A 13,422-nucleotide genomic window follows, 5' to 3' on the forward strand; every position below is an offset into this window, starting at 1 on the left:
CAATTGATATGAATTTTTTCAGTAGAAAGATCCTGATAGTATGGCTGGTTTGCCTGGGAGTTGCCAGCACCGCGCCCGCCCAGCTGAAAAAGGATTATCCCATCCAGCCGGTGCCCTTTACGCAGGTGCATGTGTCGGATAGTTTCTGGGCGCCTAAAATAAAAGTAAACGCGGACGTGTCTATTCCCTATACGCTGGAGCAATGCCGGAAGACGGGGCGTATCGACAATTTCCTACGCGCCGCCGGCAAACTTTCAGATGATAAAATGACCGAGTATACCTTCGATGATACAGATCTCTATAAAGTGATCGAAGGCGCTTCCTACAGCTTGCAGGTGCAGAAAAATCCGGAACTGGAAAAGTATCTGGACACGCTGATCGCTATTATTGGCGCGGCGCAGGAGAAAGATGGCTACCTCTATACTTTCAGGACCATGAAAACCACCCATCCCCATCCCTGGATGGGCGCCAAACGCTGGGAAAAAGAAGAAGACCTGAGCCATGAATTGTATAACTCAGGCCATCTGTTTGAAGCAGCCGTAGCGCATTACCAGGCTACGGGTAAAAAAACATTGCTGAACATCGCCATAAAAAATGCCGACCTGCTGGTCAGCGTATTCGGATTTGGCAAGGAAGAACGTTTTCCCGGCCATCAGATCGTGGAGACGGGGCTGACCAGGATGTACCGCGTAACCGGCAAAAAGGAATACCTCGACCTGGCTAAGTTTTTCCTCGATGTACGCGGTCCGGGTAAACCTAATAGCGGCGAGTACAACCAGTCCTATAAAAAGGTGACGGAGCAGCACGAAGCCGTAGGACACGCGGTGAGGGCCGCCTATATGTATACCGGCATGGCCGATGTGGCAGCATTGACCGGCAATCAGCAGTACCTGTCTGCCATCGACAATATCTGGCAGGACGTGGTGAACAGGAAACTGTATGTCACCGGCGGTATCGGCGCTACCGGCAACGGTGAAGCCTTTGGCCAGCCATATGACTTGCCCAATATGTCGGCCTACGCGGAAACCTGTGCGGCCATTGCCAATGTGTACTGGAACAGCCGCATGTTCCTGCTGCATGGCGACGCGAAATATATCGACGTGATGGAACGCACGCTCTATAACGGTTTGCTCAGCGGCGTATCCCTCAGCGGCGATCATTTCTTTTATCCTAATCCGCTGGCTTCCATGGGCCAGCACCAGCGCAGTGCCTGGTTTGGATGCGCCTGTTGTATTTCCAACATGACCCGTTTCCTTCCCTCCATGCCCGGTTACGTATATGGCCAGCATGCTGATCACCTGTATGTGAATCTTTTTGTCGGTAATACGGCCGATATAACGCTGCCGGCAGGAAAAGTGACGCTTACCCAACGCACGAATTATCCGTGGGACGGGAAAACGGAGATCACGGTAACTCCGGCCAAAGCCGCCGCTTTCGCGCTGCACGTCCGCATTCCGGGGTGGGCACAGAACAAACCGGTACCAGGCCATCTCTATGTGGATGCGCCAGGCACCCCACCAAAAAAGATCAGCATCCTCCTGAACGGCCAGCCTGCGGAATATCGCCTGGAGAAAGGTTATGCGGTATTGGAACGCACCTGGAAAACGAACGACAAGGTCAGCCTGGATTTCCCGATGGACATACAAAAGCTGCTGGCCGACAGTCTCGTGGAAGCAGATAAAAACCGCTTCGCGCTGCAACGCGGTCCTATCATGTACTGCCTGGAAGGCCCTGACAATAAAGATGCCTCTGTACAGCATATCATCGTAGATAAAAATGCGGTGGTGAAAGCTGTTTACAAGCCTTCTCTGCTGAATGGCGTTACAGTATTGGAGATGGACGGCGTGTCGGCCAGCAGACAGCTAAATAGCACGGCATTGGTAAAATCGCACCAAACGGTGACGGCTATACCCTATTACGCCTGGGCCAACCGTGGCGCCGGAGAAATGACGGTGTGGATTCCCTATGAAGAGGCGGCTGCCCGCCCCAAACCGATACCCACCATCGCTGCTAAAAGTAAAGTCAGCGCTTCTGTCCCGAACAAAAAGATGTACATGGCGCTGAACGACCAGTTTGAGCCAAAGGACTCGAAAGATAATAGCACCCTGTATTTTCACTGGTGGCCTAAACAAGGCACCCTGGAATGGGTACAGTACGATTTCGACCAGGAGTATACCATCTCTTCTTCCAGCGTATACTGGTATGATGATGGTCCCTTTGGCGGCTGCCGCGTACCCGCTTCGTGGAAACTGTATTACAAAAGCGCCGGTGAATGGGTGCCGGTGAAAAATGTTAGCGGCTATGGCACGGCAAAAGACCAGTACAACGCCGTGCAGTTTGACCCCGTGAAAACTTCTGCCCTGAAAATGGAAGTGCAGCTGCCCGCTGAAAACGCCGCCGGTATTCAGGAATGGATCGTTCAATAACTGTCTCCGTTAAAAAAAGCTCATTTTGAGATGATTTATTTCAAAATGCGACAGAAGGTGCCTCAAAATTATTTTTGAGACACCTTCCGGTCATGAAATGATGCCTGTCGGAGAAACAGGCTCCGTGCAGCAATGCGATCACATTTTCCCAAAGAACCCGGCAAGCTCCCCGGAATAGCTCTCAGGCTGTTCCATCGCTGCAAAATGACCTCCTTTGCCCATTATATTGAAGCTTACGACATGGGCCATCCTTTCCGCCCATTCTTTAGGGAATTGGGCTTCCTTGGGAAACAGCGACACCCCCGTTGGAACACCTACCCGTTGAGAGGATTGCAGCCCCCCCATATAACCTGCGCGCGCATTCTCGGCGTATGTTCTGATGGATGAATTAATGGATTGGCTTACCCAGTAGATCATAATGTTGGTGATCAGTTTGTCCTTGCTAAGGGAATTTTCGAGATTTCCGTCATGATCACTCCAGGCATGGAATTTTTCGATGATCCAGGAGGCCAGTCCCACGGGGCTGTCGTTGAGCCCATAACCCAGAGTTTGTGGCTTAGTTGACTGGATCATATTAAACGCGCCTTCCGTAAAGAACCAATGTTGTATTTGTTGTCCAAACGCCTGTTCGGCGGGTGTCATCGTTGACCAGTCCTCGCTGCCGTTGGGATAGCCTACATCAGTTAAATGAATAGCCTTTACATTGTCTGGGAACTGCACGGCCAGCGACTTCGTGATCAAAGTACCCATATCACCGCCTGCGGCAAAGTAGGTGGAATATCCCAATACTGCTGTCATGAGTTTGTTGAACAGGGCTGCTGTCTTATCGCTATTCAGGGCCGTTTGTTGGGAGAAACCAAACCCGGGTATGGAAGGGATCACGAGGTCATAAGAATGACCGCCTTCAGTTGGATTGGTCAGCATTGGAACAATCTCGAGAAAGCGATAGAACGAGTCTGGCCATCCATGGCTCAGGATCAGCGGTGAGGTATTTTCTCCCTTGCCTTTTACATAAACGAAATGAATGGTAATGCCGTCTATTTCGGTCTTGTATTGGGGAAACTGGTTGATCTCCGCTTCGTGGGTTCTCCAATCGTACGCTGTCTGCCAATAGTGCACCAGTTCCCGCAAATACTCCGGATTGGTGCCATAATTCCACCCGGCATTCCCAGGTTCATCCGTCCATCTCGTTTGTTTCAGTCTTGCTGACAGATCGTTAAGTGTCTCTTGCGGTACGTTGATGCTAAAAGGTTTCATAATTGTTGTATTTATTTTGTTGAGTACAAAAATAGTCAGCAGGCTTCTCCTGTCATTGTAAAAAATTTACCAGGGACACTTGTCACTAAGTCGGGGGTTTACTTTGCATCCGGATGATCATTGGGAAATTGCAGGATCATTTCAGGCACCAGCTCATTTTCATCCAGGGCTAATTGAGATCTCAGATACTCCGTTGGCTTTAACCCTGAAAAATGGGCAAAATCTTTTATGAGATGGGCCTGGTCAAAATAGCCGTACCGGTGAATGATGGAGAACCAGTCGATATGGGTCTTGTTTTTTTGGATTTCAGTAATCACCTGCTGTAGCCGATGAATTCTTTGCAGGTATTTTGGTGAAAAGCCCGTATATGTTTTAAGCAGGTGAATGACGTGCTTTTGAGAATAGCCGGATTTCTGTATTAGCCAGTCAATGGGTTTGTCGATATGCTGGTTTATAAATCTCACGATATGGTATCCCATGTTCTCTTCAACCGAATATTGTAAAAAGTAGTTTTCGATCAATGAGAACCTCTCTGCCATGGCGGTAGCATTGAGTAGTTTTTCATACAATCGCATGAAGGAACTCCCAAAAACAGCTTCGGCCTCAACACCTACATTGTCTAATGCGCTAATAGGTATCTTCGTAAGCGAAAAAAAGCCACCCACCGTAAAACGGACACTGATGATAGTAGAATGGGGATTGTTTTTGTAAAGGATCGCCTGTTTCTGCATCCCCGAGATCCAGGCATTCTTCACCTCTTTTTTGCAGGCGGTGTTTATTTCCGGATAAACTGTATTCAGGGTATTTTCATTCAGTTCAATTACGAGGTTTATTCCGCCTTCCGGGAGCTCTTTGATGTAAGGTATTGATAATGACCCACTAACATAAACAATGTGCTGAATGAAGTCTGAGAGCGGATATGTTGGAATGTGCCGGTGTACTTGCATGATCGGATCAATGATGTGCATAAACCTACCTCAAAAACTGAAAAGGAAAAAGGGTGTCTCCAATTTATTTTTAAGACACCCTCTCTTTTATAGCTTGATAACTATCATGAACACACGACAACGGTTAATAAAAAGATCATACAGGATCGTATGCTTTGTAGAATGAAAGGTGATATGTTTGCCTTCCATACCGTCGCTTTACAGATGGTGGTGGGACAAATAAAAAGGAAGATGAAAAGAAAAAGCACTGGCAGGACCTCTCTCTTTCTGACCAGCTATATCATTGCCAGTATCATGATGGCGGGGTGTCATGCGTCCAGCAGGCAAGTAGCTGTACCGCCACCGGCAGACAGCCTTTTAGCGCCGTCAACCGGCACCACACACCATTCATTGCCCGCTGTCCTGATCGCGCCCGGCACCCTGAAACCTTACACGTTGAAGAGGGAGATGATGGCCTTACCTGATTCGCTGCAGCGGAACAGTTTCCGGATGTTGAACGGAGTAAAAGCCAATGTGGCCTGGGCAGGAATAGCGCCTCTGGAACAGGGGGACTTCGAATATTATACCTTCTCCCTAAGTGATAAAAGAGACACCCTTTTCCGGGTGGACAGCGTTTTTAAGGTATGGCTGCCGGAAGTAGGGGGCGACTGGATCAGTATACAGTTGAAAAAAGAGGTGGCTGAAAGCTATACTCCCGGAACGCTATACCTGGTCAATACCAGGAGCCGCGAGACCTTCATCGTGGACCAGGACATACATCATTCCACCAATGCCCCGGTGGTGAAGCAGGGAAATGTATTTTATGTATTTTACATCAAGGATGATAAAGTTTACCGGTATGACATCGCTGAAAAGAAAGCAGCCGCCATCGCTGTGCTGGCGTACCAGGACCTGGACAGCGAAAATGTAGACCCTTACAAACTGGAACTACAGCAAACTGATACAGGACTCAATGGCAGCCTGGTAATACAGTACAACGGTAAATACTACTGTATACCTTTCCCGGTCCTGCCATAAACCGGTTTACTTTTAATAAAAACCACCTATAATATGCATACCCTGTACCCCGAACTGGAAGACTATATCTATCGATACTGCGAGAAGTTTATGACAGAAGATGAACTGGATGCAAAGAAGGCCATGGCATATGGCTACAATACACAGCCAGCATCGATTCGGTCCGTGATGCAGGAAAAAGGATGGCTCAATGATGATCCGCGGGTACTTGCGATGATGGCTGATGGTGATAAGGCAACAAAAGACAGTATTGTGAAACGGGTGTGGAATGACCACCAGCATGAGCTGCCGTTGAATCTTTGTCCGAAATGTTTCCGGATTGCCAGAACGCCACAAGCCCGTCAATGCCGCTTTTGTTATCACAGTTGGCATTAAGACGGGCTTGGGCAGGGGAATAAATATACGAGTGTCTTGTATTTACTGTTTCATCGTTGAAAAGAAATCAACGCCTCCGCCTCCGAAACAGGCAACTGCCAGATAGTTGATGTTGGCAGTGAAAGTAGGGGCCGGATGGTAATAGTAAGACCATGTTCTGCAACCTGAGGTGCAGGAAGGGTCAATGCTTGAATTCAGCCATTCATATCTGCAGGTTTCACTCAATGCGAACATCGCATAGGTAGGCCCGTTCATGAGCGTTGCCGTGCTGCTGGCATAATTGACCAGATAGGTACGGGTGTACATAAAACCTGCATCTCCCGGCTGGATAGCCACGCCATTCCAGGCACTGGGATAGTAGGTAGTTGCTAAGGTTGTAGTCGATGAACGATGATCGTTACGTGCATTGACAATATTTTTATCGCCTTTGGAACCAAAAGAGGAAAGGGTGGCGACAAAAATACCTACCGTAACGAAGGAAACAAACAGCCATAATTTTTTCATGGGAAACACAGGTTTAAATGGTGAACCATGAAAATAATGATAGGCACTGCGGCGGGCATGCCGTACCTCCCATACTTTATTCCGCAAAATCCGTAGCAAAAGTATCTTCCTTCCAGGTATCCATTTGTGTCTGCAATTGGGTGATCCTGGTGTTGGCGCGGTGGTAGGCATCACTGCCCAGGAACAGGTCTGTGGCCGGATTAGGGCTGGCTACCAGTTTCAGGAATATATCTGCCATCTTATCCGGATTCCCCAATTGTATGCCGTCCACGCTATTGATCTTTTCATGGTATTCCCCGAGGTAGGCATAGTCTTCAATCTGGTGCTTGTTGTACGCGATGGAATCTGCTTTGGCAAAATTTGTTCTGAACTGGCCGGGCATCACATTGGTCACATGGATCCCCAGTGGTTTCAGCTCGTTTGTCAACGCAGCGCTAAGACCGCTCACCGCGAATTTTGCGGCAGAATACACTGTCCATCCGGTGCCCGGAGCAAAGCCGGTGATCGAAGAAATATTGATGATGTGGCCTGACCGCTGTTTTCTCATAAAAGGCAATGCCTGTTGAATTACGTGTACCACCGCGAAGAAATTAACCTGAAAGTTGGTTTCAATCTCTGCTGAGGTGAGTTCTTCCAAAGCACCGCCCAGTCCATAACCGGCATTGTTGATCACGACATCCAGCTGCCCGAATTTCTCAACGGTTTTCGCGATCGAAGCGGTGATGGACTGCTCGCTTTGCAGGTCTACCTCCAGCGGCAGAAAGTTGTCTTCATATCCCTTGATCCCGTCAAAAGCGCCGATGGACCTGGAGGTGGCGGCTACGCGCTGTCCTTTGGCCAGAAGTTGTTTTGTGAGGGATAGCCCCATTCCTTTGGAGGCGCCGGTGATGTACCAAACTGTTGTATTACTCATAGTGCTATTTTAAGCACAAAGTTACCTCGCTGATAGACGCGGTTTTTGTGGGAAACAAACCATTATTTGTCAAATTCAAACCTGCCTGAAACCAGAAGGTGTCATAGCGGTTTGTTTCCGGAAGAAATTGTTGAAGTGCGCCTGGTCCTCAAAGCCCAGCACGTAGCTGATCTCGGCAATATTCCAGGTAGTGTGCTTCAGCAATGCTTTAGCTTCTGCTGTCAGTCGCTCGAAGATAAGTTCGGTCGTAGTGTGCCCGGTCGTTTTTTTGATGGCGCGATTGAGGTAGTTGACATGAACAGCAAGCTTTTCTGCAAAGGACTTAGGCGAGCGTAGTTCAAACCGTTGCGAAGTGGATTCTATGGGAAACTGACGCTCCAGCAATTCTGTAAAGACGGAAGTGATCCGGGCGGCCGCATCGGGATGCTCATACACGTCGTTGGCCGGTTGGAGCTTCATGGCCACATACATCAACTCGCTGACATAGCTTCTGATCAGCTCGTATTTATAGCGGTAATCCGAGTCCAGCTCCCGGACCATTTTTTCAAAAAGGGTCTTTACTTCCTGCGTTTGGTCGTCGTTCAGCGCAAACACCGGTTGCGGCCCCATCGTGAACAACGGCAGCTGGCCTACGTTGACGCGCAGCTGTTCTTTGAAAAATTCATCCCTGAATACACAGAAATAACCCGTGGTGCCGGGAAGCAGCGGATCATACGTGTACGGCACCTGGGGATGGAAGAAGAGCAGGGTATGGCCGCTTATCGGAATACTTTTGTCGCCATAATGGAATACACCATCTCCCTGAAAAAGCATGATCTTAAAGAAATCCCTGCGGATATAGGTAGGCGAGGTAGTACCGGTACGAATCCTGTCTTCAATCCTGAAAACATTGAATTGACCGATGTTCTTTTGCAGGTCTTCAGATAAGCTGCCATACTTATCCCTGTAAAACTGTTCAAGTGATTGGGTACCTTTTGCCATAAACTGATTTCATTTGCAAAAATGAAACTTTTCCGGCAATTTAGTGACCTGGCTGCAGGCTATAAAAATGGAGCGTTGAGAAAATCATTCAGCGGCTTCAGGCATTTGTAAATAGCGGCCAGCTTCTTAGGAGCATCGTTTTCTAAAAGCGCTTTGTCGGTAAGCGGATGGACGGCCACAAAACATTTCAGCTTCAGGTATTCCGCCATGGGGTCTTCTTTTTCAAAACCCAGGGGAACACGTTTTAGTTTTCCTTCTTCGCTCAACCCTCCGAAGTAATGACAGAAATCCTTTTCACGCATCAGTTTTTGAAATGCAGCCGCGTTATAGGAAATCTCCTGCCGTAGTGTTTTCCGTTTGTCGTTTTCGAGCATATAAACGCCACCCGCCAAAAAGGACTGTCCAGGCTGGATATGCAGGTAGTATCCGGCATTTCCGGTCCCTATATTGGCCCCGAAATTGGTTTTGTAGGGATCTTTGTTCTGAGAGAATCTGGTGTCTCGATATATCCTGAAAAGTGATTGCTGCGCAGCTACATGGCCGATGGATTGATCGAATAGTGCCATTTCCGCTATCAGTTCTTCCACGAAGGACGCACAGTCTGCACGGGCGCTTTGGTAGCGGTTTTTATGCTCATTGAACCATTCCCGGTTGTTGTTCTTTTCCAGGTCTTTCAGGAAATTCAGGACGGATATTTTCATCTGCTTTAGTTGATAGAGTGGACCGCCATTTTGTTTCCTTCGGAATCAATGAACATACCGATAAATCCTACTTCAGGACTGATATGCGTCTTGGGGACCATTACTTTTCCGTTGTTGGAGGCTACTCTGTCTAATACGGCCTGTAGGTCGTTACCGCCGTTCAGGTAAGCGACCACGACATTCATGGAGGGTTGGTAGTCGTTGCCCTGAACAATGGCGCCGGACACGTTTTTTCCGTCACTGGGGAAGAATCCCATTTTGGTGCCGAACAGGTCGGTTTCGTTGATCTCCACGGCTAAAATAGCTTTGTAAAAAGAAACGGCCCTGCTGAAATCCGTAGCGGGAATGTCGAAGAAGGTGATGATGTTTTCCATCGTTAAATTGTTTTATGTTCGGCAGCAAAGTTATTTTCTGCCGGAAACATAAAATTGTAAAAATGGGACAGGCTCAGTCTATTCTGTCAAAAATCAAAGACATTTTTAGATCATCTCCGTAGAATTCTTTCGGTGTCAGGCCGGTAAACTCTTTGAAGTCTTTGATGAAATGGGCCTGGTCGTAGTATTCGCCTTCATAGGCTAAAGCAATCAGGCTGGTGGGTTGTTTGTTCAGCAACATTTTAAGCGTGGCCTGCAGTCGGATGGTTTTGGAAAGTTGTTTGGGGCTTAGCCCGATAGCGGATGAAAATTTGCGGACCAGCTGTCTGCGGTGCGTATTACTTTGTTGGGAAAGTTCGTCAACAGAGAGCTGTCCTTTGGCGGTTAGTATGGTGTCAACAGTGGATTTTACAATGTTGTCGATGGTTTGGGTGTTGGTCAACCGGTTCAATAAAAACGTTTCAATGGATGCTATCCTTGCTGCCGTGGAGGGAGCGTTTAAAATCTGTTGACCGATGGCTGTTCCTTCTTCACCGAACAGTTGGTCCAACGGAACGGCCGTGTTCTCCATGTCTTTTATCGGGATGGTGGTAAAAGGTAGAAATCCGTAGGGATGAAAACAAACGAAAAAAGTGCCTGTTTCTCCGGTGGGTTCCACGTCGAGCGGGCGTGTGAGTTGCCCGATCACAAAACATGGCGGCAGCAGGAAGCTGTCACCGTTTTCAGTGTATCGTTTATAGGGGTCGCCATAATGGAAAATCATTTTCAATCTGCCATCAGGAACGATGGTGTTTTTTTCAGGTGTTTTTTCCTTCGGGCTTTCCAGTGTCCAGTAACATTCCACGAGTGTGGCCAGGTCGGTGCCGGGCGCAAATATTTGATGGTGCATGGGACGGTTCTCCTTTGTCGCGGTAATGAATTCGGGATGCTTAATAGGTTGCTACGATCTGCTCTTTTCCCTTAAACTCAAATTCATCGCCCACTTTTTTCCGCATGAGCTGTTGTGCCAGGGGAGATATGGGAGACAGAAAAACGACCGTCTCTCCATTGACCACCTGTTTGCCAAGTCCGGCGCCGATAAAGAAGTGGTGGTGGGTGGACTGTATGAATGCGCCTGCTGCGGGAGTGTTATAGATAACCTGCACATTGACGGCGCTAAGCGCATGCAGGCTTTCCTGATGGGCGAGCAGCTGCCTGGCATGCATATCTTTTTCCAGGTGGCTCATGGCCCTTGCGGTTTCATATTTATCACCGGCAGAACTTTTCCCTTCCTGATTGGCGGCAGCCTGCGCTTCGTCCATTGCCTGCTGTGTGATGGCAATACGTTGGAGGATCATCTGCTCACAGTATTTTTTTAGCGAGAGTTTATGAGCGAGTTTTTCTTCCGTCATCCTGATCATATCTGATTTTAAGCTATTGGTTTGTCGGGGTGAAGATAAGACTTATCGTCCTGTTTATTCAAAGGGAGCGGCTATGCTGTCTAACAACCTTCCGGGAAACTGCTGATGGCAATGGTTTCCGTTATTCCGACTTCAATGCTTTAACCGGGTTCGCCAGGGCCGCCCTGATGGATTGCAGGCTGACCGTGATCAGGGCGATGGCAACGGTTACCAGGCCGGTGATGGCAAACATCCACCACTGTATTTGTATACGGTAGGCATAATCCTGCAGCCAGCGGCTCATGATATACCAGGTAAGCGGCGTAGCGATGAAAATGGCGATAGCTGCCAGTTTAACGAAATCCTGCGAGAGCAGGTTGACAATGCTGGCCACAGAGGCGCCCAACACTTTGCGGATGCCGATTTCCTTACTGCGTTTGGTGATGTTGTACGCAGTGAGCCCTAAAATACCCAGGCAGGTAATGAACAGCGTGAAGGCGGAGAATATCTCCACGATTTTACCAAATCGCTGATCTGCCTTGTATTGCTCATCGAACATTTCGTCGAGGAAATGGTACTCAAATGGATAGTCGGGGTATTGTTGTTGCCAGAGCAGCTGCATTTTTGCAACGGTCTGGTCGATATTTGTGGTGTTTAGTTTTGCAGAGAAAAAGACGCCGCCATTGGTCCGGTACCAATGTATCATGGGGAGCATGGCAGTTTTTAAGGACTGTTGGTGATAGTCTTCCACTACACCGACAATCGTGCTGTAACCGAGACTGGTCCAGGAGAGGGTGAGCTTTTTTCCGATCGCCTCCTCGGGGGTGTTGAAGCCAAACAGGCGACAGGCTTCCCGGCTAAGGATCATCTTATCTGCATTAGATACGCCGGGCCTGAAGTTTTCACCTGCCAGCAATTTGAGTTTCATCAGTGGCAGAAAGTTTTCGTCGATCGCGTAAGCATAGAAAGTATAATTCAACCCAATGTTGGACCCCAGCAGGCTAACGCCACTGGTGGTGCTAAGGTCGTGTAAACTGCTGCCTGGCAGGGCATCTGTGGCGGCGACTTTTTCTACCTGTGGTAATTGTGATACGCTGCTGAGAAAGGCAGCACTTTGCTGGCGGCGGATAGAATCGATGACCTTGCCTTGTCCGGCAGGTGCGCGGAGCACCAGAATCTGGTCGGTGCTCAGTCCGAGGTCCTGATGACGCATATAGGAAAGTTGCCGGAACACGATCAGTGAGGCCGACAATACAATCAAGGCGGCAGAGAATTGCGCTACCACCAGCACCCGTCTGAATAATATGCTGCCGGAAGACGTGGTAAATGACCGGCGGGTAACGCTTACCGGTTTCACCGCAGACAATACCAGCGCCGGGTAGAGCCCGGACAGTATACAGCTGAATACGAACAATGCGGCCGCCGTGAGCCAGAAGAAGGTGGAATGGAAAAAATTAGCGGTAATAGGACGGCCGGTCAATTGTACATATGCCGGCAGCAATACTTCTATCAGTAGGAGCGCCAATGCCATCGCTATCAGGTTTATCAGCACCGTTTCTGTCATGAATTGTTTTACCAGAGACATTCTGGAAGAACCTAATGCCTTGCGCATGCCCGTTTCTTTCGTACGGTCCACCGCGCGGGCAGTAGTCAGGTTTACATAGTTCACCGATCCTACCAGCAATACCAGTACGGCAATCACCAGCATAAACTGCACGGTTTTCAGATCGCCATTTTCCTCCGGTTCAAAAGATTTGTGTGACAACAGGTGTATGTCTTTTATAGGCTCTGCTCTGAGCTTGTCCATCTTCAGCTTCTCTTTGGAAACCTGCAACAGTTTATGATTGAACGCGGCCAGGTCTGCATGCGGCTGCAACTGTACGTAAGTGTAGTTGTTGTTATTATTCCACGACTCCAGCTGAATGCCCCTGCTGAGCAGGGAGTTGAAGGAAATGAGCAGATCGAATTTCAGGTGGGTATTGGACGGCACATCTTTAATAACGCTGGTAATCGTGTAGGTCCAATCGCCATCCTGCAGGAGTTTTCCTACGGCCGATCCGTGGCCAAACATACGGCGGGCAAGCGATTGTGTGATCACCGCCTGCATAGGGGCGGTAAGCGCCCTGTTGGCATTCCCCTCTATAAAATCATAGTTGAAAACGGTGAACATGGAATTGTCCACGGCGTAGGCATTATCTACTTTGTAAACTCTTCCATTGGTTTTGATGGAGGGAATTTCTTCCATATGTTCTACCCGGACATAGTCTACCACCTCCGGAAATTGTTTTTTGACCAGAGGGCCCAACGGAGGATGCGTTTCACAATCGGTCATCACATATTCGCTGTCTTTGTAGTTGTCGAGGGTAATACGATAGATGTTGTCCGCATTCCGGTAGCATTGCTCATAGCTGTATTCAAACCGCACATAGTTGATGATAAACAGGAATGCTGCTGTTGCGAGTGACAGGCCCAGGATATTTATAAGGGTATAAAACTTATCTTTTTTGAGATTACGCCAGGCTATTTTAAGATAGTTTTGAAACATGGG

General features: G+C 48.5%; 13 protein-coding genes. 3 read left to right on the forward strand and 10 right to left on the reverse strand.

What is annotated here, in order from left to right; genetic code table 11:
* Nucleotides 1-8 precede the first annotated feature (8 nt).
* A complete protein-coding gene (locus ICL55_RS05460; RefSeq protein ID WP_188095022.1) occupies nt 9-2,426 on the forward strand; it encodes a glycoside hydrolase family 127 protein in 2,418 nt (805 codons plus the stop codon).
* A gap of 138 nt (nt 2,427-2,564) precedes the next feature.
* Here ICL55_RS05460 and ICL55_RS05465 read toward each other — a convergent pair whose 3' ends face one another.
* Nucleotides 2,565-3,683, reverse strand: a complete 1,119-nt coding sequence (locus ICL55_RS05465) for an epoxide hydrolase family protein (RefSeq protein WP_188095023.1) — start codon at nt 3,681-3,683, stop codon at nt 2,565-2,567.
* 98 nt (nt 3,684-3,781) lie between these two features.
* Entirely contained in the window at nt 3,782-4,651 is an 870-nt protein-coding gene (locus tag ICL55_RS05470; protein ID WP_188095024.1) for a helix-turn-helix domain-containing protein, read from the reverse strand.
* Between the two features lie 210 nt (nt 4,652-4,861).
* Between ICL55_RS05470 and ICL55_RS05475 the strand changes: the two genes are divergently transcribed.
* Nucleotides 4,862-5,647 (forward strand): hypothetical protein, encoded by a 786-nt coding sequence (locus ICL55_RS05475; protein ID WP_188095025.1) that lies wholly within the window; start codon nt 4,862-4,864, stop codon nt 5,645-5,647.
* 33 nt (nt 5,648-5,680) lie between these two features.
* Complete coding sequence (locus tag ICL55_RS05480; protein WP_188095026.1) at nt 5,681-6,022, forward strand: hypothetical protein; 342 nt, start codon at nt 5,681-5,683, stop codon at nt 6,020-6,022.
* Between the two features lie 42 nt (nt 6,023-6,064).
* Here ICL55_RS05480 and ICL55_RS05485 read toward each other — a convergent pair whose 3' ends face one another.
* From ICL55_RS05485 to ICL55_RS05520, 8 genes are all read right to left on the reverse strand, one after another.
* Nucleotides 6,065-6,526, reverse strand: coding sequence for a hypothetical protein (locus ICL55_RS05485; protein WP_188095027.1), 462 nt, complete (start codon nt 6,524-6,526; stop codon nt 6,065-6,067).
* Nucleotides 6,527-6,602: 76 nt separating this feature from the next.
* Nucleotides 6,603-7,439: an SDR family NAD(P)-dependent oxidoreductase gene (locus ICL55_RS05490; protein ID WP_188095028.1), complete on the reverse strand. Its 837-nt coding sequence runs from the start codon at nt 7,437-7,439 to the stop codon at nt 6,603-6,605.
* 75 nt (nt 7,440-7,514) lie between these two features.
* Complete coding sequence (locus ICL55_RS05495; RefSeq protein WP_188095029.1) at nt 7,515-8,420, reverse strand: helix-turn-helix domain-containing protein; 906 nt, start codon at nt 8,418-8,420, stop codon at nt 7,515-7,517.
* Between the two features lie 59 nt (nt 8,421-8,479).
* Nucleotides 8,480-9,121, reverse strand: coding sequence for a DUF2461 domain-containing protein (locus ICL55_RS05500; RefSeq protein ID WP_188095030.1), 642 nt, complete (start codon nt 9,119-9,121; stop codon nt 8,480-8,482).
* Nucleotides 9,122-9,126: 5 nt separating this feature from the next.
* Entirely contained in the window at nt 9,127-9,495 is a 369-nt protein-coding gene (locus tag ICL55_RS05505) for a VOC family protein (RefSeq protein WP_188095031.1), read from the reverse strand.
* Between the two features lie 73 nt (nt 9,496-9,568).
* Nucleotides 9,569-10,384, reverse strand: a complete 816-nt coding sequence (locus ICL55_RS05510; RefSeq protein ID WP_188095032.1) for a helix-turn-helix domain-containing protein — start codon at nt 10,382-10,384, stop codon at nt 9,569-9,571.
* A 40-nt stretch (nt 10,385-10,424) separates the two neighbouring features.
* Nucleotides 10,425-10,895, reverse strand: a complete 471-nt coding sequence (locus ICL55_RS05515; RefSeq protein WP_246496149.1) for a GreA/GreB family elongation factor — start codon at nt 10,893-10,895, stop codon at nt 10,425-10,427.
* 121 nt (nt 10,896-11,016) lie between these two features.
* Nucleotides 11,017-13,419, reverse strand: a complete 2,403-nt coding sequence (locus ICL55_RS05520; RefSeq protein ID WP_188095033.1) for an ABC transporter permease — start codon at nt 13,417-13,419, stop codon at nt 11,017-11,019.
* Nucleotides 13,420-13,422 lie beyond the last annotated feature (3 nt).

The organism is Chitinophaga varians, from assembly GCF_014529945.1.
In the GTDB taxonomy this organism is placed as follows: Bacteria; Bacteroidota; Bacteroidia; order Chitinophagales; family Chitinophagaceae; genus Chitinophaga; species Chitinophaga varians.

Bases quoted from the DNA above. Each gene is read 5' to 3' on its own strand.
- ICL55_RS05460 (WP_188095022.1), top strand. From the start codon at position 9: ATGAATTTTTTCAGTAGAAAGATCCTGATAGTATGGCTGGTTTGCCTG.
- ICL55_RS05465 (WP_188095023.1), bottom strand. From the start codon at position 3,683: ATGAAACCTTTTAGCATCAACGTACCGCAAGAGACACTTAACGATCTG.
- ICL55_RS05470 (WP_188095024.1), bottom strand. From the start codon at position 4,651: ATGCACATCATTGATCCGATCATGCAAGTACACCGGCACATTCCAACA.
- ICL55_RS05475 (WP_188095025.1), top strand. From the start codon at position 4,862: ATGAAAAGAAAAAGCACTGGCAGGACCTCTCTCTTTCTGACCAGCTAT.
- ICL55_RS05480 (WP_188095026.1), top strand. From the start codon at position 5,681: ATGCATACCCTGTACCCCGAACTGGAAGACTATATCTATCGATACTGC.
- ICL55_RS05485 (WP_188095027.1), bottom strand. From the start codon at position 6,526: ATGAAAAAATTATGGCTGTTTGTTTCCTTCGTTACGGTAGGTATTTTT.
- ICL55_RS05490 (WP_188095028.1), bottom strand. From the start codon at position 7,439: ATGAGTAATACAACAGTTTGGTACATCACCGGCGCCTCCAAAGGAATG.
- ICL55_RS05495 (WP_188095029.1), bottom strand. From the start codon at position 8,420: ATGGCAAAAGGTACCCAATCACTTGAACAGTTTTACAGGGATAAGTAT.
- ICL55_RS05500 (WP_188095030.1), bottom strand. From the start codon at position 9,121: ATGAAAATATCCGTCCTGAATTTCCTGAAAGACCTGGAAAAGAACAAC.
- ICL55_RS05505 (WP_188095031.1), bottom strand. From the start codon at position 9,495: ATGGAAAACATCATCACCTTCTTCGACATTCCCGCTACGGATTTCAGC.
- ICL55_RS05510 (WP_188095032.1), bottom strand. From the start codon at position 10,384: ATGCACCATCAAATATTTGCGCCCGGCACCGACCTGGCCACACTCGTG.
- ICL55_RS05515 (WP_246496149.1), bottom strand. From the start codon at position 10,895: ATGATCAGGATGACGGAAGAAAAACTCGCTCATAAACTCTCGCTAAAA.
- ICL55_RS05520 (WP_188095033.1), bottom strand. From the start codon at position 13,419: ATGTTTCAAAACTATCTTAAAATAGCCTGGCGTAATCTCAAAAAAGAT.